17 protein-coding genes are annotated in these 22,174 nt (G+C 75.9%); 9 read left to right on the plus strand and 8 right to left on the minus strand.

Translation table 11 applies throughout. The features are described 5' to 3' along the window. Window positions 1-20: 20 nt before the first annotated feature. Window positions 21-1,658, minus strand: a complete 1,638-nt coding sequence (locus tag FHU37_RS20095) for a serine/threonine-protein kinase (protein WP_179815524.1) — start codon at window positions 1,656-1,658, stop codon at window positions 21-23. A gap of 932 nt (window positions 1,659-2,590) precedes the next feature. Between FHU37_RS20095 and FHU37_RS20100 the strand changes: the two genes are divergently transcribed. Continuing rightward, the gene (locus FHU37_RS20100) at window positions 2,591-3,871 is read left to right on the plus strand and encodes a M48 family metalloprotease (RefSeq protein WP_179815525.1); all 1,281 of its coding nucleotides are present in this window, start codon (window positions 2,591-2,593) and stop codon (window positions 3,869-3,871) included. 6 nt (window positions 3,872-3,877) lie between these two features. Here the strand turns inward: FHU37_RS20100 and FHU37_RS20105 are convergent, their stop codons facing one another. Further along, complete coding sequence (locus tag FHU37_RS20105; protein WP_179815526.1) at window positions 3,878-5,311, minus strand: glycosyltransferase 87 family protein; 1,434 nt, start codon at window positions 5,309-5,311, stop codon at window positions 3,878-3,880. A gap of 466 nt (window positions 5,312-5,777) precedes the next feature. On the opposite strand from FHU37_RS20105, the gene FHU37_RS20110 reads away from it, so the two are divergent. Beyond that, window positions 5,778-6,956, plus strand: a complete 1,179-nt coding sequence (locus FHU37_RS20110) for a glycosyltransferase family 4 protein (RefSeq protein WP_179815527.1) — start codon at window positions 5,778-5,780, stop codon at window positions 6,954-6,956. Between the two features lie 43 nt (window positions 6,957-6,999). Here the strand turns inward: FHU37_RS20110 and FHU37_RS20115 are convergent, their stop codons facing one another. From FHU37_RS20115 to FHU37_RS20125, 3 genes are all read right to left on the minus strand, one after another. Continuing rightward, window positions 7,000-7,782 carry an endonuclease/exonuclease/phosphatase family protein gene (locus FHU37_RS20115; protein WP_312892683.1) on the minus strand — a complete coding sequence of 261 codons (783 nt, stop codon included), beginning with the start codon at window positions 7,780-7,782 and terminating at the stop codon, window positions 7,000-7,002. 113 nt (window positions 7,783-7,895) lie between these two features. Continuing rightward, a complete protein-coding gene (locus FHU37_RS28475) occupies window positions 7,896-8,300 on the minus strand; it encodes a DUF5304 family protein (protein ID WP_179815528.1) in 405 nt (134 codons plus the stop codon). 3 nt (window positions 8,301-8,303) lie between these two features. Then, window positions 8,304-8,771 carry an SRPBCC family protein gene (locus FHU37_RS20125; protein ID WP_179815529.1) on the minus strand — a complete coding sequence of 156 codons (468 nt, stop codon included), beginning with the start codon at window positions 8,769-8,771 and terminating at the stop codon, window positions 8,304-8,306. Between the two features lie 500 nt (window positions 8,772-9,271). Between FHU37_RS20125 and FHU37_RS20130 the strand changes: the two genes are divergently transcribed. After that, entirely contained in the window at window positions 9,272-11,119 is a 1,848-nt protein-coding gene (locus FHU37_RS20130) for an AMP-dependent synthetase/ligase (protein WP_179815530.1), read from the plus strand. A 154-nt stretch (window positions 11,120-11,273) separates the two neighbouring features. On the opposite strand, the gene FHU37_RS20135 is transcribed toward FHU37_RS20130, so the two are convergent. Continuing rightward, window positions 11,274-12,251 (minus strand): hypothetical protein, encoded by a 978-nt coding sequence (locus tag FHU37_RS20135; protein WP_179815531.1) that lies wholly within the window; start codon window positions 12,249-12,251, stop codon window positions 11,274-11,276. Between the two features lie 296 nt (window positions 12,252-12,547). Between FHU37_RS20135 and macS the strand changes: the two genes are divergently transcribed. From macS to FHU37_RS20150, 3 genes are all read left to right on the plus strand, one after another. Next, window positions 12,548-13,927 carry a MacS family sensor histidine kinase gene (gene macS, locus FHU37_RS20140; protein WP_179815532.1) on the plus strand — a complete coding sequence of 460 codons (1,380 nt, stop codon included), beginning with the start codon at window positions 12,548-12,550 and terminating at the stop codon, window positions 13,925-13,927. 133 nt (window positions 13,928-14,060) lie between these two features. Beyond that, window positions 14,061-14,702: a response regulator gene (locus FHU37_RS20145; RefSeq protein ID WP_179816419.1), complete on the plus strand. Its 642-nt coding sequence runs from the start codon at window positions 14,061-14,063 to the stop codon at window positions 14,700-14,702. A 195-nt stretch (window positions 14,703-14,897) separates the two neighbouring features. After that, the gene (locus FHU37_RS20150; RefSeq protein WP_179815533.1) at window positions 14,898-15,920 is read left to right on the plus strand and encodes a 6-phosphofructokinase; all 1,023 of its coding nucleotides are present in this window, start codon (window positions 14,898-14,900) and stop codon (window positions 15,918-15,920) included. Between the two features lie 85 nt (window positions 15,921-16,005). Here the strand turns inward: FHU37_RS20150 and FHU37_RS20155 are convergent, their stop codons facing one another. Then, on the minus strand, window positions 16,006-18,201 hold the full coding sequence (locus FHU37_RS20155; RefSeq protein ID WP_179815534.1) for an anthranilate synthase family protein: 2,196 nt from the start codon (window positions 18,199-18,201) through the stop codon (window positions 16,006-16,008). Window positions 18,202-18,580: 379 nt separating this feature from the next. Here FHU37_RS20155 and FHU37_RS20160 point away from each other — a divergent pair, with 379 nt between their 5' ends. Beyond that, window positions 18,581-19,930, plus strand: a complete 1,350-nt coding sequence (locus FHU37_RS20160) for a class II 3-deoxy-7-phosphoheptulonate synthase (RefSeq protein ID WP_179815535.1) — start codon at window positions 18,581-18,583, stop codon at window positions 19,928-19,930. 225 nt (window positions 19,931-20,155) lie between these two features. Further along, a complete protein-coding gene (locus FHU37_RS20165; protein WP_376773975.1) occupies window positions 20,156-20,521 on the plus strand; it encodes a (2Fe-2S)-binding protein in 366 nt (121 codons plus the stop codon). 30 nt (window positions 20,522-20,551) lie between these two features. On the opposite strand, the gene bfr is transcribed toward FHU37_RS20165, so the two are convergent. After that, complete coding sequence (gene bfr / locus FHU37_RS20170; RefSeq protein WP_179815536.1) at window positions 20,552-21,043, minus strand: bacterioferritin; 492 nt, start codon at window positions 21,041-21,043, stop codon at window positions 20,552-20,554. Between the two features lie 542 nt (window positions 21,044-21,585). Between bfr and FHU37_RS20175 the strand changes: the two genes are divergently transcribed. Then, window positions 21,586-22,170, plus strand: coding sequence for a sulfite oxidase-like oxidoreductase (locus tag FHU37_RS20175; RefSeq protein WP_179816421.1), 585 nt, complete (start codon window positions 21,586-21,588; stop codon window positions 22,168-22,170). Window positions 22,171-22,174: the final 4 nt, after the last annotated feature.

The raw sequence follows: 22,174 nt of genomic DNA on the forward strand, positions 1-22,174 counted from the left end.
GCCGTCAGCGAGCGGGCAGCTCAGCGGGCACCGAGGTCGTACGCCAGCTGCCGCGCCTCCTGCTCGTCCAACGTGCCGCTGATCTGCAGGCGCCCGCCGCTGATCGCGCTGTAGACGGCGGGCGCGCTCAGCAGCCGGTCGCCGAGGAGGATGGCCATCTGCTGGGGCGGCGGTCCGCCGGCCACCTCGGCGGTCAGCGCGCTCAGCCGCGGGGCGTCCTCGGCCTCCACGGTCAGGTCGACCACCCACCCGCCCACCTCGTCGTGCCTGGCGCGCACGTCGACCAGGCGCTCCACATCCAGCCTGCTGCCGCCGGTGCTGAGGGTGGCGCAGTAGGAGCCGTCGTGGGAGGTGTAGGAGTTCGGCTCGGCCGGGGTGGGGCACGCCCCCGCCACCGTGTTGGAGACGGGCACGAAGCTCAGCGGCTCGCTCGGCGCCACCGTGTACGGATCGTCCCCGCCCCAGCCCCGCAGCAGGGCGGTGGCGCCCACGCCGCCCAGGGCCAGAACCACCACCGCCGCCCCGGCGACCACCAGCCGGATCCGCCCTGCCCGCCGGCGGACGGGGCGGTCGCGGCGGGTGGGGTCGTGGACGGGGCCGTGGCCGGAGTCCCGGACGGGGCCGGAATCGCGGACGGCGCCGCTGCGGGGGGCGGGGTGGTCGCGGCGGGTGGGCTCGTGCACCGGCAGGGCCGTGGTGGGCGGCGACGGCGGGACGGGGCGGGTCACCGCCGCCGGGTCGACGCGCCGCCGGGCCTCGTCCGCCTCGCGCGTCCTGCGCTCCCGGTACCGCTCGATGGCCTCGACCCACGAGGGCGGCAGCCAGTCCGCGGCCCCGTGCGCCTCTGGGCGGGCCGCGAGGTCGGCCGCGCACCGGTCCAGCACCTGCCGCGGCGTCGGCCGGGCCGTGGGGTCGAGGGACAGGCAGGGGGCGATCAGCGGGTGGAGCTCGCCGGGCAGGCCGGCCAGGTCCAGTTCCCCGCGTGCCACGCGCAGCAACTGCTCCACGGCCGGCCCGGAACCGCTGTCCCGGTAGGGGCTGCGCCCGACGGCCAGGTAGAAGAGCGTCGCGCCCAGGGAGAAGACGTCCGAGGCCGCCGTGGTGGTCTCGCCACGCGCCTGCTCGGGCGCGGTGAACGCGATCGTGCCCAGGGCGGCGTGGGTGCGGGTGACGTCGGCGGCCTGGGAGATGCCGAAGTCGATCACCCGGGGGCCGTCCGCCGGCAGCAGCACGTTCGAGGGCTTCACGTCGCGGTGCACCAGGCCGGCGGAGTGCACGCTGACCAACGCCTCCGCCACGCCGGCCGCCACCCAGGGGACGGCGGGGGCGGGCAGCGGGCCGCACGCCTGCACCAGGTCGCGCAGCGAGGGCGCGGCGATGTACTCCGTCGCCATCCAGGGCAGCGGTGCCTCGGCGTCCGCGTCGACGACGCTGGCCGTGTAGGCGCCGCGTACCCGGCGGGCGAGGGCCACCTCCCGGGCGAAGCGGCGCCGGTCCGCCTCGGCGACGGTGCCGTCGGACCCTTCCGCCAGCAGCGTCTTGACGGCCAGGGTCCGTCCGCCCGGCGAGCGCGCGAGGTACACGCACCCCATCCCGCCGCTCGCCAACTCCGCCAGCACGGTGTACGGCCCGACGCGCTCCCCCGGACGCAACCTCACCGTTCCCCCACCCCGCATCTTTCGCCCTCGACGTGTCAGACCCCCGGCCCCGGCCCCACACGGCGTCACTGTAACGGCGATCGATGGCGATGCGGTGCGCGCGGGGGTGGGCGGTGCCGGTAGGGCGAACTGCCGTGGTGGGGGAGCCGGACGGTGCCGGGGGAGCCGGATGGGGGTGAAGGAGCCGGACGGGGTGGAGCCAATGGTGGTGGGGGAGCCGGACGGGGCGGCGCCGGATGGGGGTGGGGGAGCCGGATTGGGGTGGAGCCGGATGGCGGTCGGAGTTATCCACAGGTTGCAGGTGGAGGGCTGCGGTGTGTGATGGCTGCGTGGGATCCTGGAATTGGGGGGGCCCCAGGGGGCTCCCTGGAGGCATGTGCGCGGGAGTACGCCTGGTGAAGGGCTGGTCCGTCGGGTTGGCGGTCGGGTCGCATGGGGGGCGGTTGGGAGGGGCCGGGGGGGGGGAGTTATCCACAGGTTGCAGGTGGGGGGCTGCGGTGTGTGACGGTTGCGTGGGATCCTGGAATTGGGGGTCCCCAAGGGGCTCCCTGGAGGCGCGTGGGCGGGAGTACGCCAGGCTGGGGTGAGGCGGCCAGCCGGTCGGCAGCCAGGCCAGGGGGCGGTCGGCAGTCGGGCCGGGGCCGATCGGCGATGGTGATCTGCCGGCCGCCATCAAGGCTCGCGGTCCACGTACTCGGCTAAGCTCCCGAGCCCTCGCGGACCCGTCAGCGGGAGCCCGTCAGCGGAAGCCCGCCAGCGGCCCGACCACCAACGCCTCGCCGCCCCCCAACCCCACCCGACCCAGGCTGCCGCCGACCCCGCCGCTACCTAACCAACCCACCGGCCGCCACCCGACCCCCCAACGCCCAACCAACCTCCCAACCCCCCAACGCCCAACCAACCCACCGGCCGCCACCCACCCAGGAGACGCGATGACCCGGCCTCCCGTCCCCCGACCCGAGCCCGTGCCGGGCGCCAGCCACCCGGGAGCGGGGGAGGAGGTCCGCGAGCCGGGCGGGGCGCGCGCGGTCGACGCGGCCGATCCGGCGCTGGACTTCACCCCGGAGGAGCGGGCCCGGGGTCGCCGGGTCGGCAGGCCGGCCCGGCGCGTCGCCGTCGCCGCCACGCTTGTCTCGCTCGCGGCCACGCTGTCGCTCGGCCTCACCCCGGCCGGCGCCGGCCTCCTGCGGGCCGTCACCGGGGCGTTCCCCGGCGGCGTCGTGGTCGACGTCCCGATCGCCGCCGTGCTGCTCTGCGCCGTGGGGACGGTCGTCCGGCTGCCCTTCGCCGCCGCCCTGCACCGCCTGCTGCGGCGCCACGGGCCGGTGACCCAGGGCTGGGCCGGCTGGTGGGCCGACCGCGCCCGTTCCTTCCTGCTCGCCGCCGCCTTCCAGGCGGCCGTCCTCGCGGTGGTCTACACGCTGCTGCGCGCCTGGCCGGAGCGCTGGTGGCTGCCCGGCGCCGGGATCGCCGCGGTCGCCGCCGTGCTGTTGTCCGCCGCGTATCCGCTGGTCGTGGAGCCGGTCTTCAACCGCTTCCGTCCCCTGCCGGCTGGGCCGTTGCGGGAGGCGCTGCTGGATCTGGCCGCGCGGGCTCGGTTGCCGCTGCGCGACGTGCTCGTGGCCGACGCCTCGCGGCGCAGCACCGCGCTCAACGCCTACGTCTCCGGGCTGGGCGCCACCCGCCGGGTGGTCGTGCACGACACGCTGGTGGAGGCCGCCCCGACCCGCGAGATCGTCTCGGTCGCCGCGCACGAGCTGGGGCACGTCGCCCACCGTGACGTGGCCGTCGGCACGGTCCTGGGGGCCGTGGGGGCGGCGGCGACGGTGGTGTGGACGGGGCTGCTCCTCGACGTGGAGGCGGTCCGGGCCGCGGCCGGGGTGCGGGACGCGGCCGGACCGGAGTCGGCGGCGCTGCTCCTGGCGCTCGTCGCGGTGCCGGGCGTGCTCGGCGGGCCGCTGGGCGCCGCGATCAGCCGGCGTGCCGAGGCCCGTGCCGACCGCTACGCGCTGGACCTCACCCGGGACCCGGCGGCGTTCGTGGCGATGCAGCGCCGGTTGGCGGTGGCCGGCTACGCCGACCTCACGCCGAACCGGCTGCTGCACGCCCTGCTGGGCACCCACCCCACGACGGTGCGGCGGATCGCCGCCGCCCGCCGCTGGGCCGCCCGCAACGGCGTTCCGGTGCCGCCGCCGCTGGTCGGCGGCGGCTGACCCGGCTCAGGCCGAACCCTGCACCTGGGGTGCGGCGGACGAGTCGTCCGCCCGGGCGCCGAGACGGGTCGCGCCGCCGCGGCCCGCCCGGTCCCCCTCGACATCCAGTTCGTCCCGCTCGTCCGCCTCGTCGAGCTCATCCGTGCCGTCCGCGTCGGTGAGGTCGTCGGCGAGGTCGTCGGGGAGACCGCCGTCGGCGTCGCCGCGCGAGCCGCGCCACAGCCGGACGCAGGACAGCAGCGTGGCCGCGATGAGCAGCGCGTTGCGGGTGAACAGCACGGTCAGGCCCGCCGGGTCCTCGGACATCACCCGGTTGAACCAGATGGGGAACTCCCAGTGGGTGAGCACCGAGGCCACCATCACCAGCACCACGACCGGCCGCTGCGTGGTGGCCCGCACCGTCAGGCAGACGGCTCCGAGCCCCAGCAGCCAGATCATGTACTGCGGGCTGATCACCCGGCTGGTCACCACGAACAGCAGCATCACGGCCATGGCAGCGTCGAACGGCGTGGCCGACGTCCAGCGCCGCGCGGTCAGCCGCCACGCCACCACCCACACCGTCGCGACGACCGTGGACAGCAGCGCGAGCCGGGAGACGACGTCGATGTAGGGGCCGAGGAACTCGATCGACCCGTAGTTCATCTGCGCGTGCCCGGACCAGCCGTTGTGGATCGCGATGTGGAACGGCATCGCCCAGATCGACTCCACCTCGATCCCGCGCGCCTCCTGGTAGCGCAGGAACGACAGGGCCCCCGGCATCAGCAGCACGTAGGCGGCCACCAGGCCGAGCGCGGTCCCGATCCCGGCCAGCCAGGCGCGGCGGGTGCGCGGGCCGGGCGGGGTGCCGATCAGCGCCAGCGCCGGCCAGACCTTCAGCACCGCCCCGAGCCCCAGCAGCATGCCGGCGCCGCCGGCCGAGTGCCGCAGGGCGAGCAGCCCGGCCACCGCGACCGCGGTGACCAGCAGGTCGTAGCGGGCGTAGATGGTCGGGCCGAGCAGCGGCACCGCGGCCACCCAGACCCAGGCGCCGGCGAACCGCATCCGGGGCGCCTGCTTCGAGCCCGCCGCGACGGACACCAGCATGGCCAGCACCGCGCCGTCCGCGACCAACGTGAGCAGGTAGAACGAGAGGCTGTAGTCGAACGGCAGCAGGGCCGGCGCCAGCATCACGGCGGCGGCCCCCGGCGGGTACTGCCAGGAGACGTCGTCCATCGGGAAGACGCCGGTGGCCAGCACCTGGTACCAGCCCTGGTAGTACTGGCCCACGTCGGTGGTGACCCAGTGCCAGGGGTAGGGCAGCACCCCGGTGGTCAGCAGCATCTGCAGCAGTCGGGTCACCGCCCAGGCCACCACCACGACGACGAGCGCCTGACGCCGCCCCTCCGGGGCCGTCGGCGGTGCGGAGGTGGTGCGTGCGGTGGGAGTGGAGGCGACTTCCATCAGACGGTCTCGGCCTTCCGAGTCGGGGGCACGGCGGGAACCGGGGCGGGGCCGACGCCGCTCCGGTGATCGTATCCGGGAGCCGCTGGTCGAACGCCCTGCGGGTCGTCACGCTTCCTCGGACGGCAAAGCCTGGTACTCGCGGGTGGCCGCCCGGTGAACTCCAGGTTCCGGACGCGCGGCGGGTACCCTCGGGCGGGCGTCCGACGCATCCGGATCGGGCGGGTCCGGTCGAGCCGGGGCCGTACCGTCCGAAGCTGTGACTGTCCGACCGGGGTGATCGGTTCCCTCCGCCGTCACCCGGCCCCGGCGAACGGCGGCGGGACGGCACGCGGCGGACGGCACACCAGGGCACACACCCGGCACACACGGCACACACCCAGGCACACCCAGCACACACGGCACACACGACACACCCAGGCACACCCACGGCGGACCACGGCGGATCGGGCAGGAACGACGCGGCATGGACAGGACCCTCATCGTCACCAACGACTTCCCGCCGCGCCCCGGCGGGATCCAGGCGTTCGTGCACAACATGGCCACCCGGCTGGAGCCCGGTTCCGTGGTCGTCTACGCCTCCACCTGGAAGGACGGCTCCGAGGTGCGCGCGTTCGACGCCGCGCAGCCCTTCCCGGTGGTCCGCGACCGCACCTCCGTGCTGCTCCCCACGCCCCGGGTGACCCGGCGGGCGGCCGAGATCGCCCGCGCCGAGGGCTGCACGTCCGTCTGGTTCGGCGCGGCGGCGCCGCTGGGCCTGATGGCGCCGGCGCTGCGCCGGGCCGGCGTGCGGCGGCTGGTCGGCACCACGCACGGCCACGAGGCCGGCTGGGCGCAGCTGCCGGCGGCCCGGGCCCTGCTGCGGCGGATCGGCGAGGGCACGGACGCCCTGACCTACCTCGGCGAGTACACCCGCTCCCGGATCTCCCAGGCGCTCAGCCCGGCCGCGGCCGGCCGGATGCGGCGGCTTCCGCCGGGCGTCGACGAGGTGGCGTTCTCCCCCCGGTCGGCGGCTGGCGGCGAGGAGATGCGGGCGAGGTACGGGCTGGTCGGACGGCCGGTGGTGGTCTGCGTCTCGCGGCTGGTGCCGCGCAAGGGGCAGGACACCCTGGTCCGGGCCATGCCGGCGGTGCTCCGTGCGGTGCCGGAGGCGGTGCTGCTGATCGTCGGCGGCGGGCCGTACCGGGCGGAGCTGGAGAAGCTGGTGGACCGGGTGGGGGTGCGCGCCGCGGTGCGCTTCACCGGCTCGGTGCCGTGGGAGGAGCTGCCCGCGCACTACGCGGCCGGCGACGTCTTCGCCATGCCCTGCCGCACCCGGCGGGGCGGCCTGGACGTGGAGGGGCTGGGCATCGTCTACCTGGAGGCGTCGGCGACCGGCGTGCCGGTGGTCGCCGGGGACTCCGGCGGGGCGCCGGACGCCGTGCTGCACGGCGAGACGGGCTTCGTGGTGCGCGGCACGTCGGTCACCGAGACGGCCCGGCGGGTGGTGGAGCTGCTGCGCGACGAGGGACTGCGGCGGCGCATGGGGGAGCGCGGCCGCCGCTGGGTGGAGGAGTCCTGGCGGTGGGACCTGCTGGCCGGACGGCTGCACGGGCTGCTCGCCGAGCACGACCCCCGGCCGGAGACCACCGGCCGCCGCGAGTGAGCGCGGCGCGGCCCGGCGGTGCGCCCTGGCGGCGAGGCGGCGGTCAGTCGCCCAGCAGCAGCTCGGCCAGCACCGGTCGGTGGTCGGTGGCGGCGGCCAGGTCGGCGTCGGTGACCCCGCCGTCGCCGGTGGCCGCTCCGAACCCGCCGACCGGGACCCCGCAGCCGGCCACCGTCACCCCCGGCGAGACGAAGACGGCGTCGATCCGCCGCACCGGCGCGGCGGAGGGGAAGGTGTGCTCGCCGCCGCGGGGCGCCTCCGCCCGCGCGTCCCGGTAGCGCTCCAACAGCCGCCGCCACGCCGCCCCGCCCGGCGGCTCGTTGACGTCCCCGGCGAGCAGCACCGGCGCGCCCCCGGCGAACGCCTCCAGCTCGGCCCGGATCCGGTCGGCCTGGGCGGCCCGTTCGGCGGCGTCCAGGGAGAGGTGGCAGCTGGCCACCACCGCCGGCGCGCCGGCGACCTCCACCCGGGCCATGGCCAGGCCGCGCTGGTGCAGTCCCGGGGTGCGCGGCAGCAGCAGGGTGCGGGTGTCGCGGATCCGCACGCGCAGGCTGGCCAGCAGCAGCGGGCCGGCGGCGGCCTTGCCGCCGGCGACCGTGACGAGGCCGCAGGCGCGGGCCAGCCGGGCGGCCTTGAGGCCGGCGCCCCAGAACCTGGGCGCCTCCTGCACGCAGAGCAGGTCCGGCCGGCAGGCGCGGACCACCCGGCCGATCGCCGCCACGTCGTCGCGCATGGAGCGCACGTTGTAGGTCATCAGCCGCAGCGGCACGGCGCCGGTCGGGGCCGCGGCCCCGCCGTCCGCCCGCGTGCGGTCCTGCCCGCTCACCACGTCCGTCCCACTGGTCCGGCCCCTTTCGCTCCCCGCGACGGTTCCCGGTGCGAGGCACCCGGTCCGAAGCCTCGTTCCCCGCTCCGGTGGTGTCCCAATCCGGTGGTGTCCTAATCCGGTGGCGTGCGCCCGTCGCGGCCGTCGTCGGCGGGGGACGCGGCCGGGGGGCGGCGGGCGTCGGCCAGCACGGCCCGCCAGGCGGCCAGCAACTCGCCGCCGGCCGCGGTCAGGTGGCGGGCGACCTCCGGGTGGCGCTGGCGCACCGTGTCGGTGACCGAGTCGAGCAGCCGGGTGGCCTCGCCGGCCAGCGGTCCGGCGACCGCGCCCAACCGGCTCCCGGCGGCCTCGGCCAGCCGGAGGAACTCCTCGCCGACGGTGCCCACCGGCTCCCACTCGCCCCGCCGGTCCCGCCCGCGCTCGCCGTGTCGGTCCCGCCCGCGCTCGCCGTGTCGGTCCCGCTCGTCAGGTCCGTCCCGCTCGTCCCGCCGGGCGCCGGGGTCCTCCGCCGCCGGCACGGCTCAGCCCTCCACCCGCGCGCGCAGGCCGCTCAGCGCGCGGTCCACGATGCGCTTCTCGGCCTTGCGGCGCAGCATGCCGAGCATCGGCACGGCGGTGTCCGCGGACAGCTCGTAGACCACCTCGGTGCCGGTGGGGGTGGGGCGCAGGGTGTAGCTGCCGTCCAGGACCCGCAGCATGCGGCTGGTCACCAGCGTCCAGCGGACCTCCGCGGCCCCGGCGGGCTCCTTCTCGCCCTCCGCGGGCGCCGGCACCGAGAAGGTGTAGGCCAGGGTGTGCTCGTCGCGGATCGCCCCGGCGTCCAGCACGAAGCGCACCCGCTCCGGGTAGCCGTCGTCGCCGCGGCTGAGCACCTCGGCCTCGCGTATCTCGCCGGCCCACTCCGGGTAGCCCGCGAAGTCGACGATCACCTTCAGCACCTGCGCCAGCGGCGCCGCGACGACAGTGCTCGACCGGGTGCTGTCCGCCATGGGGTTCGTGCCTCTCCTCGGGTCCGGCCGGGGGCCTCGCCCCGGCTCCGCCCCGACGGTACCGAGCGCCGAACAGCCGTCCGGCACCGGGCCCGCCCGCCGCCCGGCCGGGCCGACCGGGGCGATCGCGCCGTCGCCCCCGACCGTAAGTTACCCGGCGGTTACCCCTTGGGTTACTCGCCGGTCACCCTCATGCTGTTCGGTGGCTCGTTCCCCGGCATCGATCGAGCACCGCCGCGCGCCCACGCGCCCACCGGTCCCCACCTGCGGGAACCGTCCGGGCCCGGCGCCGGCGTCGTGGCCATGGCCGTGCGGCCGCGGTGTCGGCGGGTTCTGCGCCGGGTATGTCACCCATGTGGGCCATTGGCCCGGGTTAGGATGCATCGCCCCGTTTCGCGGTGTGACCCAGGAAACACCTGTCGCCAGGGGCTACCCCTCCCACCTGGGGCGGTACTAGCGTCCCTGCGGTCGATGTGATGCCGCCGACGAGGAGCCTTCTCTTGCGCGAGTTCAGCGTCCCGGCCCTGTACGAGGTACCCGCCGACGGGAACCTCACGGTGCCGATCCACACCAACGCCTCCGAGGTGCCGGACGCGCCGCTCGTCAGCCGCAAGGTCGACGGGCGCTGGGAGCAGGTGACGGCCGAGCAGTTCCTCGCCGAGGTCTACGCGGCGGCCAAGGGCCTGATCGCCTCCGGCGTCGGCCCCGGGGACCGCGTCGGCCTGATGTCGCGCACCCGCTACGAGTGGACCCTGCTGGACTTCGCCATCTGGTGCGCGGGCGGCGTGACCGTCCCGGTCTACGAGACCTCCTCCGCCGAGCAGGTGGAGTGGATCCTCGGCGACTCCGGGGCCGTGGCCTGCGTGGTGGAGAGCGCCACCCACGACAGGACCGTCGCGCAGGTGCGCGACGCGCTCCCCGCGCTGAAGAGCGTGTGGCGGATCGACGCCGGCGGCGTCGAGGAGCTGGGCCGGGCCGGCGAGGGCGTCCCGGACGAGGAGGTGCGCGAGCGCTGCGCGGCGCTCACCGCCGAGACCCCGGCCACCATCATCTACACCTCCGGCACCACCGGGCGCCCCAAGGGCTGCGTGCTCACCCACGGCAACTTCCTGGCGGAGATCGGCAACGTCGTCCGGCGGCTCGCCCCGCTGTTCCAGCCCGGCCGCTCCTCGCTGCTGCTCTTCCTGCCGCTGGCGCACGTCCTCGGCCGGATCATGCAGATCGGCGCCGTGATGGGCCGGATCAACATGGGCCACTGCCCGGACACCAAGCAACTCACCGAGGAGCTCGCCGGCTACCGGCCCACCTTCGTGGTGGCCGTGCCCCGCGTCTTCGAGAAGGTCTACAACAGCGCCCGGGCCCGCGCCCAGGCCGACGGCCGGGGGCGGATCTTCGACGCCGCCGCGGCCACCGCCATCGCCTACAGCCGCGCCCTGGACCACGGGCGCCCCGGCCCGCTGCTCCGGCTGCGCCACGCGCTCTTCGACCGGCTGGTCTACCGCCGGCTGCGCGGGGCGCTCGGCGGGCGCTGCACCCACGCCATCTCCGGCGGCGCCCCGCTCGGCGAGCGGCTCGGACACTTCTTCCGCGGCATCGGCTTCACCGTCCTGGAGGGCTACGGCCTGACCGAGTCCAGCGCCGCCACCACCTTCAACCCGCTGGAGCGGCAGAAGGTCGGCACGGTGGGTCAGCCGCTGCCCGGCTCGGCGGTGCGGATCGGCGACGACGGCGAGGTGCTGCTGAAGGGCGGACACATCTTCACCGGCTACTGGAACAACCCGGAGGCGACCGCCGAGGCGCTCACCGACGGCTGGTTCCACACCGGCGACCTGGGCGCGCTCGACGAGGACGGCTACCTGCGCATCGTCGGGCGGAAGAAGGAGATCATCGTCACGGCCGGCGGCAAGAACGTCGCCCCCGCCGTCATCGAGGACCGGGTGCGCGCCCACCCGCTGGTCGGCGAGTGCATGGTGGTCGGCGACGGACGCCCGTTCGTCGGCATGCTGATCACCCTCGACCCGGAGTTCCTGGACCGCTGGAAGCGCGACAACGGCTTCCCGCAGGACGCCTCGGTGGCCCGGCTGGCCCGCGAGCCGAGGCTGCGCGAGGCGGTGCAGGAGGCCGTGGACGAGGGCAACAAGGCCGTCTCGCACGCCGAGCAGGTCAAGCGCTTCCGGATCCTGGACGTGGAGTTCACCGAGGCCGGCGGCCACCTGACCCCGTCGCTGAAGCTCAAGCGGAGCGTGGTGCTGCGGGACTTCGCCGCGGACATCGAGTGGATCTACGGCGGGGACCGGCCGTCGCCGAGCGGCGCCACGGCGAGCCGGAGCAGGGCCGGGACGCGCTGAGCCGCCGGCTCCCGGTCCCGACCGGGAGTCCGCTTCCCGCGGGACACGCACCGGTGCCCCCGCCCGATGGCCCAGGACACGCTCCCGGCACCGGGCGGGGGCACCGCCGTGTGCGCAGGGGACGCCCCGCGGCTCGGACCACCGCGCCCCCGGCTCAGACCACCGCGCCGCCGCCCGGGCGGTCCTCGTCCTCGTCCGAGTCGTTCATCCGGGCGACCAGGGTGATGAAGCCGCCGATGAAGGCCAGCACGCCCAGCCCCCACATCCAGGTCGGGGCGTCGCCGTTGAACATGTAGAGGAAGACCAGCCACACCGGACCGCCCAGCGCCCCCGCCCAGGCGAACCGGGAGACCGTGTCGCCCTCCGGGATCGGCGGCGGGGGCGGCGGCACGTAGTGCTCCTCCAGCGGCTCCAGCCGCCACCGCGGCTTGTCGTCGCCCTCGGAGCGCTCTCCCCCCGCGCCCCCCGCGCCCCCCGCGCCCCCCGCGCCCTCCGGGGACCAGTCCCGGGGGCCGGGCGCCGGGGGCTGGTGGCGCAGGGCGGCCTCCGGGTCGTCGCCCTCCTCCGCCTCGTCGTCCGCCGCGTCCCCCGGCTCGTCGTCCGGCTCGACGTCCTCGGGGTCGTCGGACGGCCGCCGGGCACCGGAGCCGGCCGGGCGGTCCCCCGGGCGGGTGGCGGCGGGGGCGTCGAACGCCGCCACCAGCTGCCGCCAGACGGCCTCCTCGTCCAGCTCGCCGGCCGCGTCGTCGGCGCGGCCGGCGTCGCCGCCCGTCCGCGCCGGGCCCGCCGGCGCCACCGCACCGCGCCCCGCGTCCGGCTCCGCGTCCGGGTCCGTCCGCGCGTCCGCGTCCGACCGCTCCCCGCCGCGCGCCTCCCCGGTGCCGGAGCCGTCCCCGGCGCCACCGGAGCCGGTCGGTTCGCCGTCGTCCCCGGCGTCGCCCGCCCCCTCCTCCGCGCGCCGCTCCGCCTCCGGCGCGGCCCGCTTCCCGGCCGGCTCCGCGGGGGGCGCGGCCTCCTCGCGGGGCGCCTCGGCCGGAGCGACCGGGGCGGCGTCCTCCGGGCGGTCGCCGGAGTGTTCCTCGCCGCCCGGGTGGTTCGCGCGGCCGGTGGGCTCGACGTTCCTGTCAGGCACGGTGGGCTCATTCCTCACGGCGGTGACGGGGCGCGTCGGCGAGCGGGGCCGACCCTCGCCCCGGCACGCCGTACCGCTCGCCATCGTCCCACGCCCCCCGCGTGCCCGTACAGCGCCGGCGGACCTGCCGGTGCCGCGCCGGCGGCCCGGCCCGCCCCGGCGCGCCCGGCGGCGCACGGACGCTGGCCGAGAGTCGCCCACGGCCGCGGGCGGACCCTCGACACCGCCCGGAAGGCGACTGGAATACTGCCGCTACCGGGAGCGCGGGTCCCGGAGGTTCCCAGGGAGGGTGAGACGTGCGATTCCCAGCAGTCGGCGAGGCGGCGGCCCGGTTCCGCCGCTCCCCGAACTCGTCGGTACGGGCCCCCCGGTGGCCGTCCGTCGAACACTCCCTCTGGCACGCCGTCAACATCTACCGGTTCCTGGCCCTGGCCTACGCCGTCGGGCGCTACAGCGCCTCCTTCGAGGAGTACCGCCACCCCGTGCCGGGCTGGGGGTACATGATCCTGCTGACCGCCTGGACCTGCGGCAGCGCCGTGCTGCTGCTCCGGCCGGCCCGGCGCACCTGGCCGCTGCTCTGGATCGACCTGGCGGTCGCGGTCACCGGGGTGGTCGCCACCCGCTACCTGGCCGACCCGGTCGAGGTCGCCGCGGGCGCCATCACCCTGCCGACCGTCTGGTCCGCCTCGGTGGTCATCGCCTTCGCCATCAAGGGCGGCTGGCGGCACGCGGCCCTCGCGGCGCTGATCGTCTCCGCCTCCAACGTCTTCGAGCGCGGCCGGATCGCCGAGAGTGTCATGCACAACGCGGCCCTGCTCATCCTGTCCGGGCTGGCCATCGGGTTCGTGGTGGAGCTGGCCCGCAGCAGCGAGCGGACCCTGGTGCGGGCCCTGCAGATCGAGGCCGCCACCCGCGAGCGCGAGCGGCTGGCCCGGGACATCCACGACGGCGTGCTCCAGGTCCTGGCGATGGTGCGGCGGCGCGGCGACGAGATCGGCGGCGAGGCCGCGGAGCTCGGCCGGCTGGCGGGGGAGCAGGAGGTCGCGCTGCGCGCGCTGATCACCCGTGAGCACACCGCCTCGGTCGCCGCCTTCGAGGCCGGTGAACCGTCCGCCGCGACCCGCCCGGGCCGGCCCGCGGGCCGGCAGCCGGCGCGCGGACGGCGCGGGGCCGCCCCGGAGCCCCCGCGGCCGGCGCCGATCGACCTGCGCACCCTGCTCACCCCGCTCGGCGGCTCCACCGTCTCCGTGGCCGCGCCCGGAACGCCGGTGCTGCTGCCCGCCGAACACGCCGAGCAGATCGCCGCCGCGGTGCAGGCCGCCCTGGACAACGTGCGGCGGCACGTCGGCGAGGACGCCCGGGCCTGGGTGCTGCTGGAGGAGGACCCGGACCTGGTCACCGTCAGCGTGCGCGACGAGGGGCCCGGGATCGCCGAGGGCCGGCTCGCCGAGGCGGCCCAGCAGGGCCGGCTCGGGGTCGCCCAGTCCATCCGGGGCCGGATCGCCGACCTGGGCGGCGAGACCCTGATCGACTCCCGGCCCGGCCAGGGCACGGAGATCGAGATGCGCGTCCCGCGCCCGGACCTGCCCGCCGCCCCGCCGGCGCCGCGGGCCGGTCAGCGGGCCACCGGCGGCCGGGCCCCCCGGACACCCGAGCTCACCGCCCACCGCGAGTGAGCCGAAGGACCAGCGCAGGACGCCGGTCCCCGGACCGGCGGTGAACGAGCCGATCACAGAGCAGGAGACGTACGGGGTGCACGAGCAGGAGACGGCAGCGGGGAGCGCGCCGGACGGCGGCGTGGTGAGCGTGATGGTGGTGGACGACCACCCGATGTGGCGCGAGGCGGTGGCCCGGGACCTCGCCGAGGCGGGCTTCGACGTGGTCGCCACCGCCGGCGACGGCCCGGAGGCCGTGCGCCGGGCCCGCGCGGTCCGCCCGGCGGTGGTGGTGCTGGACCTCAACCTCCCCGGCCTGCCCGGCGTCGAGGTGGCCCGGCGGATCCTGGTGCACGAGGACTCCACCCGCATCCTGGTGCTCTCCGCCAGCGGCGAGCACGAGGACGTCCTGGAGGCGGTCAAGTCCGGGGCCACCGGCTACCTGATCAAGTCCGCCGGGCGGGAGGAACTGCTCGACGCGGTCCGCCGCACCGCCCAGGGGGACCCCGTCTTCACCCCCGGCCTCGCGGGCCTGGTGCTCGGCGAGTACCGCCGCCTCGCGGTCGCCGGGGAGCAGTCCGGCGGGCAGACCGAGGCGCCGCCCCGGCTCACCGACCGGGAGACGGAGATCCTCCGGCTGGTCGCCAAGGGCCTGTCCTACAAGCAGATCGCCGAGCGCCTGGTGCTCTCCCACCGCACCGTGCAGAACCACGTGCAGAACACCCTCGGCAAGCTCCAGCTGCACAACCGGGTGGAACTCGTCCGCTACGCCATCGAGCGCGGACTGGACGGCTGACCGCCGCCGTCCGGGACCCGGCCCGGACGGCACCGCCCGCGCGTGGGCGCCCCGCCGAATCCGTGAGAATGTGTACGAGAACCGTCTGCCGGTCGTGCGCAGCGCCGCGCCCGGTCCGTTCGCGGCAGGCGCGGTGTTCCCACGGCAGGCACAGGCGGCGTTCGTTCCCGGCTGGGTCCCGGAAAGGAAAGATTCATGCGGGTTGGAGTGCTCACCGGCGGCGGTGACTGTCCCGGTCTGAACGCGGTGATCCGTGCGGTGGTTCGTCGGGGCGTACGCGACTACGGCTTCGAGTTCGTCGGTTTCCGGGACGGCTGGCGCGGCCCCCTGGAGGGCGACGCGGTGCCGCTGGACATCCCCGCGGTCCGCGGCATCCTGCCGCGCGGCGGCACCATCCTCGGCTCCTCCCGCACCAACCCGCTGGAGCGCCCGGACGGGGTGGAGCGGGTCAAGGCGAACATCGCGGCGCTCGGGGTGGACGCCGTGATCGCCATCGGCGGCATCAACACCCTCGGCTACGCGCGGGCGCTCTCCGACGAGGGCGTGCCGATCGTCGGCGTGCCGAAGACCATCGACAACGACATCCCGGGCACCGACTACACCTTCGGCTTCCACACCGCGGTGGACATCGCCACCGGCGCCATCGACCGGCTGCACACCACCGCCGAGTCGCACAAGCGGGTCCTGGTGGTCGAGGTGATGGGCCGTCGCGCCGGCTGGATCGCGCTGCACGCCGGTCTCGCCGGCGGCGCCAACGTGATCCTGGTGCCGGAGCGCCCGTTCGACCTCGACCGGGTCTGCCAGTGGGTGGAGACCCGCTTCGAGGCCACCTACGCGCCGATCGTGTGCGTCGCGGAGGGCGCCGTGCCGGCCGACCCGTCGGTGATCCCGCCGCTGCCGGAGGGCGTCAACACCGACGTGCCGTTCCCGGGCGTGGGCGAGTGGCTCTCCCGCGAGATCGAGAAGCGCACCGGCCACGAGTCGCGGGCCACCGTCCTCGGCCACACCCAGCGCGGCGGCACCCCCAGCCCCTACGACCGGTGGCTGGCCACCCGGTTTGGCCTCAACGCCATCGAGGCGGTCAAGAACGGCCGCTTCGGCCAGGCGGTGGTGCTGCGCGGCGCCCGGATCGAGCTGGAGGAGCTGTCCGTGCTCACCGGCGGGCTGAAGCTGGCCGACCCGGAGCTGTACGAGGAGGCCGAGGTCTTCTTCGGCTGACGCGCCCCCGCGCGTCGGCCGCCGCGCCCCGTCGCCGTCCCGGAACCCGGGCGGCGGCGGGGCGCGTCCGCGTCCCCGGCCCGGCCTACCGGCGCGCCGGCGCCCCGGTGGCGGCCGGCTCGCACAGCTCGCGGACCGCCCGCGAGACGATGTCCACCCCGTGCACCGTCAGCACCGACTCCGGGTGGAACTGCAGGCCGACCAGACCGGGCCCGCGCAGCGCGTGCACCTCTCCGGTGGCCGCGTCCCGGCTGACCTCGATGCCGCGCAGCGCCAGCCGCTGCGCCCGCTCCTCGTCGCACACCGCGGTGAAGCTGTTGTAGAAGCCCACCAGCTGGCGCTCCCCGAACACCTCCACCGGCAGCTGCGCCCCCTGGTGCGGGGTCCGCCTGCGGCGCAGCGGCAGGCCGAGCTCGGCGGCGAGCATCTCGTGGCCCAGGCAGACGCCCAGCAGCGGGCGGCGGCGGGCCCGCGACTCGGCGGCGGTGAACCCGCCGGCGGGCAGGCCGCCGGCCAGCAGGTGACGGGTCAGCCGCCGCATCCGCGCCATGCGCGGGTCGTCGGCGTCCTCCGGGTCGCCGGGGCCGGGGCCGAGCACCACCAGGCCGTCGTGCTCGGCCAGCGCCCCCGGCAGCCGGCGGTCGTCGAACCGCAGCACCCGGGTGCGCAGGCCGAGCGAGCGCAGCAGGTGGGCGAGCATGGCGGTGAAGGTGTCCGCGCAGTCCACCACCAGCGCCGGCTGCCCCACCGCGGCCGGCCGCACCGTGGCGTCGTCGCGCAGCCAGAACGGCGCCAGCACCTCGCGGCGGGCGGCCAGCGCCGCCGCCACCCGCGGGTCGGCGGCCAGCGCCGCCCCCGGGCCCGTCGCTCCCGGGCCCGTCGCTCCCGGTGCGCCGGGGACGCTGCCGGCCGCGCGGGCGGCCGGGACGCGCGGCTGGGCCGCCGGTCGCCCGGCGACCGCCTCGGTGGGGACCGGCACGCCCAGCGCGCGCAGCACCCCGCTGGCCTTCGCCCAGGTCTCGGCGACCTCCCCCTCGGGGGTGGAGTGCCGCACCAGGGTCGCCCCGACCTTCACGGTCAGCCGCCCGCTGGCGTCGATGTCCGCGGTGCGGATCAGGATCGGCGAGTCAACGGTCTGCCGGCCGTGCTCGTCCCGTCCGATCAGCGCCAGCGCCCCGGCGTAGTAGCCGCGCCCGGTGGGCTCGTGACGGGCGATCACCCGGCAGGCGTTCTCCACCGGGCTGCCGGTGACCGTCGCGGCGAACATGGTCTCCCGCAGCACCTCCCGGGCGTCCAGGGTGGTGCGCCCGACCAGCTCGTACTCGGTGTGCGCCAGCCGCGACATCTCCCGCAGCCGGGGGCCGACGACCCGTCCGCCGAGGTCGCCGACGGTGCACATCATCTTCAGCTCCTCGTCGACCACCATCGACAGCTCGTCGATCTCCTTGGGGTCGTGCAGGAACTCCAGCAGGTGCTCGACGGTCGGGCCGCCGGCCGGGTAGCGGTAGGTGCCGCTGATCGGGTTCATGGTGACGGCGCCCGCGGTCATCCGCACGTGCACCTCCGGGCTCGCCCCGACCAGGACCCGGCCGCCGCCGGCCCGCCCGGTGTGCACCAGGTGGGTCCAGTAGGCGCCGCGCTCCTGGAGCAGCAGCCGGCGGAAGAGGGTCAGCGCGACGGCGGGGGAGTAGCCGCGCAGCGTGCCGGTGAAGTCGCGGCGGACGACGAAGTTGGCGCCCTCGCCCTGGGCGATCTCTTCCTCCAGCACCCGGCGGACGGTCGCGGCGTAGGTGTCGTCGGGGATGTCGAAGGCGCCGTCGGCCAGCTCCACCGGCTCCACCGGCAGCGCCGCCACGGCCTCGGCCAGTGGCAGCGCGAGGTGCTCGCGCACCCGCAGGACGTACAGCGGGGTGCCGTCCTCGCGCACCTCGAAGCCGCGCTCGCGGATCTGCCGGAAGGGCACCAGGGCCAGCACGTCCGGGACGGCGCCGCCGGTCCCGGGCGCCTCGCCGGCGGCCGGCAGCGGGATCCCGGCCAGCGAGTCGACCTCGGTGAGCTCGCCGATCAGCACCTCCACCCGGTCGGCGGCGCCGGGCGGCAGCTCCGGGTTGCGGCGGTGCAGCAGGGCGAACGGCGGCGCGTCCTCGGCGGTGAGCCGGGCGAGCAGCGCCCGGGCGTCCTCGGCCGTGCGGCCGGCGGGCGCCGCGGGCGCCGTCGGTGCCGCGGGGGGCGTCGGTGCCGTCGGGTGGGAGGGCTGCGGGGAGTCGGGGGTGGTCGTCATCGGGGCCTCGCCTCGTCGGTCGCGGATGTGCGGAGCGTGCGGTGCGGTGCCGAGCTGGGGTGCCGTGGTGCTGCTCGGTCGGGTCGCCGCCGGACGAGTCGGCCCGGGAAACGCGACGGCCGCCTCGTCGAGGCGGCCGGTGTCGCGTGGGTGTACGCGCGGATCAGTGGGCCGCCGTTGGAGCGGTCCACCACCAGGAGTTCGGGCGCGAGTACATGTCCGGAACGTTAGCGGATCGGACGGCCGGAGGTAACCCGGCGGGCGCACCGCGGTCGCCCGTCACCCGAACGGGTGCGAGATTGGTCCGGAGGTGTCGGCTCTGTCTCACTCACCGGGCGGGGGTGCCGGCGCGCTCCGTGGACCCCGTAGCCTGTGTTTCGTGACCGTGAACGCTGACACCACCACGAGTGGCTACTCCTGGCGATCCCTTCCCGCGGCGCAGCAGCCCGAATGGCCGGACTCCGAGGCTCTGCGCGCTGTGCTCGCGGACCTCGAAACCTATCCGCCGCTCGTCTTCGCCGGCGAGTGCGACCAGCTCCGGGACCGGCTCGCCGCGGTCGCCCGTGGAGAGGCGTTCGTCCTCCAGGGCGGGGACTGCGCGGAGACCTTCGACGGCGTCTCGGCGGACGCGATCCGCAACAAGCTCAAGACGCTGCTCCAGATGGCGGTGGTGCTCACCTACGCCGCCAAGGTGCCGGTCGTGAAGATCGGCCGGATGGCCGGCCAGTACTCCAAGCCGCGCTCCAAGCCGACGGAGACCCGGGACGGGGTGACCCTGCCGGTCTACCGCGGCGACTCGGTCAACGGCCTGGAGTTCACGCCCGAGGCCCGCACCCCGGACCCGGAGCGGCTGCGCCGGATGTACCACGCCTCCTCGGCGACGCTGAACCTGGTGCGCGCCTTCACCACCGGCGGCTACGCCGACCTGCGTCAGGTGCACGCCTGGAACCAGGACTTCGTCGCGCTCTCGCCCTCCGGTGAGCGCTACGAGCGGCTGGCCCGGGAGATCGACTCGGCGCTGGCCTTCATGCGGGCCTGCAACGTGGACCCGGACGAGTTCCGCACGGTCGAGTTCTACGCCAGCCACGAGGCGCTGGTGCTGGACTACGAGACCGCGATGACCCGCCGCGACTCGCGCACCGGCCTGCTGTACGACGTCTCCGGCCACATGGTGTGGATCGGTGAGCGCACCCGGCAGCTCGACGGCGCGCACGTGGAGTTCGCCGCGCAGGTGCGCAACCCGATCGGGGTGAAGCTCGGGCCGACGACGACGCCCGAGGAGGCGCTGGCCCTCATCGACCGGATCGACCCGAACCGGGAGCCGGGCCGGCTCACCTTCATCACCCGGATGGGCGCCGGCCGGATCCGCGAGGTGCTGCCGACGCTGGTGGAGAAGGTCACCGCCTCCGGCGCCCAGGTGGCCTGGATCTGCGACCCGATGCACGGCAACACCTTCGAGGCGGCCAGCGGCCACAAGACGCGCCGGTTCGACGACGTGCTGGACGAGGTCAAGGGCTTCTTCGAGGTGCACCAGGCGCTGGGCACCCACCCGGGCGGCATCCACGTGGAGCTGACCGGCGACGACGTCACCGAGTGCGTCGGCGGCGGCGACGAGATCTTCGTGGACGACCTGCACCAGCGCTACGAGACCGCCTGCGACCCGCGGCTGAACCGCAGCCAGTCGCTGGACCTGGCGTTCCTGGTCGCGGAGATGTACCGCAACGGCTGACCGGCGCCGGTCGCCGCTCCGGTGCCCCAGGGCGCCGGAGCGCTCCCGGTGACGCGGCCCGAGGCCGCCGGCACCGCCCTCGTGGCGGGCCGGCGGCCTTCGTCCTTCCCGCCGTGCTTCCGCCGCCCCGCCCGCCCTCGCCGCGCCGAACGGCCGAATGAGAGCCGCGCCACGTCCCGGGAGGGGAGCCCGGCCTGGATCCGCCGCCCCGCGGGTAGGTAAGGTGTGCCTGACCTTACCGATCGAGACCTCAGCGGGGTGGCGGTGTACGTCTGCATGTGCTTCGGCGTGACGGAGTCCGACGTCACCGACGCCGCCTGCCAGGGGCACGACACGCCGCGCAAGATCGCGGCCGCGTGCGGGGGCGCCGGAACGGACTGCGGCAGCTGCGTCCGCCGCATCCAGGCGCTGCTCGGCCGCGCCCCGGCCGACGGGCCCGCCGCGCCCCGGCCCACCGCCGGCGTGCGCCGCCGCCCGGTCGTGGTCAGCCAGGAGGCGTCCGCCCCGGCGGTGGCGGTCCCCGCGCTGGTGGCCGCGGCCCCGGCCGCCCCGGCGACGGCCGCCCCGGCCGTGCTGGCCGCCGTCCGCTGACGGCGACGACGGGGCCGGCCGCGCCGACCGTCAGGTCATCGGCGGCGCGTCCTCCTGCTCGACGAGCTGGGCCAGGTAGAGCTGCTCACCCAGCTTGTCCACCAGGTCGATCTGGGTCTCCAGGTAGTCGATGTGCTCCTCCTCGTCGGCCAGGATGTTCTCGAAGAGCTTCGCCGAGGTGATGTCCTGCTTCTCCCGCATCACCCGGATGCCGCGGCGCAGCCGGTCCACGGCCTCCACCTCGACCTGCATGTCGGCCTCGAACATCTCCCGCACCGACTGCCCGACGCGCACGTGGAACAGCCGCTGGTAGTTCGGCAGCCCTTCCAGGAACAGGATCCGGTCGGTGAGCAGCTCGGCGTGCCGCATCTCGTCGAACGACTCCGCCCGGGTGTGCCGCGCCAGCTTCGTCCAACCGAAGTTCTGCTGCATCTTGGCGTGCAGGAAGTACTGGTTGATCGCGGTCAGCTCCGCGGTCAGTTGCTCGTTGAGGAACTCGAGGATCTCCGGGTCGCCGCGCATTGGCGCCTCCTTCGGTCTGGAGCGGCCGGACGGTCGCGGTGCAGCGCGGTCATCGTGACACGCGTCACATCCGCTTTCCAGCAGGCAGGGCCCGCCCGCCGCCCGCTCCGACCTGCGGTTTCCCCCATTCGCCGGTCGGCGGGGGAGGGGGCCGGCCGGCCCGCCCCCCGCTGCGCCGTCCGCGCGGGCGGGTGCGACGATGGGGGTATGGACCACCGGACGAGCACAGGGGAACGGCGCTGGACGCGGGAGCCCGGCCGGTGAAGGAACACGACGAGGACCTCCTCGACCTCCCCGGCGACTGGCTGTCCGCCGAGGACGGCCCGGGGCGCGGTCCGGGGGGCGGGGACGACGTGCGAGCGACCAGCGAGACGCCGGCGGAGGGCGAGACGCCGACGGAGGGCGAGAGGCAGACGGGGGGCGAGAGGCCGACGGGGGGCGAGAGGCCGGCGGAGGGCGAGACGCCGACGGACGGCGGGACGCCGGCGGAGCAGGAGTCGGCGCGCGGCGCCGACGACCGGGCCGCCGCCCGCGACGACCGGCTGCCGCCCGGCCAGAAGCTGCGCCGCGGCTGGCCCGTGCTGCACTACGGCCCGGTGCCCCGGTTCAAGCCGGACACCTGGTCCTTCCAGGTCTTCGGGGCCACCGCCGACGGCGAGAAGCACAGCTGGGACCACGCCGCCTTCTCCGCCCTGCCGCGCGCCGAGGTGCACGCGGACTTCCACTGCGTGACCCGCTTCAGCATGCTCGACAACGAGTGGGGCGGCGTGCTGGCGGCCACCATCCTGGAGCTCGCGCCGCCCGCCCCCGAGGTCACCCACGTGATGGTGTGGGCCGAACTCGGCTACGGCTCCAACCTGCGGCTGTCCGACTTCGCCGCGGCGACCACGATCTTCGCCACCCACCGCAACGGCGAGCCGCTGACCGCGGAGCACGGCTTCCCGGTCCGGCTCGTGGTGCCCCACCTGTACGCCTGGAAGGGGCCGAAGTGGGTGCGCGGCGTGGAGTACCTCACCGCCGACCGCCGCGGCTTCTGGGAGGAGCGCGGCTACCACAACATCGGCGACCCCTGGCGCGAGCAGCGCTACTCCTACCAGGAGGGCGAGGGCGAGGGCCCCGCGCTGTAGGCGG

This window comes from Allostreptomyces psammosilenae (genome assembly GCF_013407765.1).
In the GTDB taxonomy this organism is placed as follows: Bacteria; Actinomycetota; Actinomycetes; order Streptomycetales; family Streptomycetaceae; genus Allostreptomyces; species Allostreptomyces psammosilenae.

Excerpts from the sequence above, each read along its gene's own strand:
- FHU37_RS20100 (WP_179815525.1), top strand. The coding sequence starts at position 2,591 with ATGACCCGGCCTCCCGTCCCCCGACCCGAGCCCGTGCCGGGCGCCAGC.
- FHU37_RS20110 (WP_179815527.1), top strand. The coding sequence starts at position 5,778 with ATGGACAGGACCCTCATCGTCACCAACGACTTCCCGCCGCGCCCCGGC.
- FHU37_RS20105 (WP_179815526.1), bottom strand. The coding sequence starts at position 5,311 with ATGGAAGTCGCCTCCACTCCCACCGCACGCACCACCTCCGCACCGCCG.
- FHU37_RS20155 (WP_179815534.1), bottom strand. The coding sequence starts at position 18,201 with ATGACGACCACCCCCGACTCCCCGCAGCCCTCCCACCCGACGGCACCG.
- FHU37_RS20145 (WP_179816419.1), top strand. The coding sequence starts at position 14,061 with ATGGTGGTGGACGACCACCCGATGTGGCGCGAGGCGGTGGCCCGGGAC.
- FHU37_RS20150 (WP_179815533.1), top strand. The coding sequence starts at position 14,898 with ATGCGGGTTGGAGTGCTCACCGGCGGCGGTGACTGTCCCGGTCTGAAC.
- bfr (WP_179815536.1), bottom strand. The coding sequence starts at position 21,043 with ATGCGCGGCGACCCGGAGATCCTCGAGTTCCTCAACGAGCAACTGACC.
- FHU37_RS20125 (WP_179815529.1), bottom strand. The coding sequence starts at position 8,771 with ATGGCGGACAGCACCCGGTCGAGCACTGTCGTCGCGGCGCCGCTGGCG.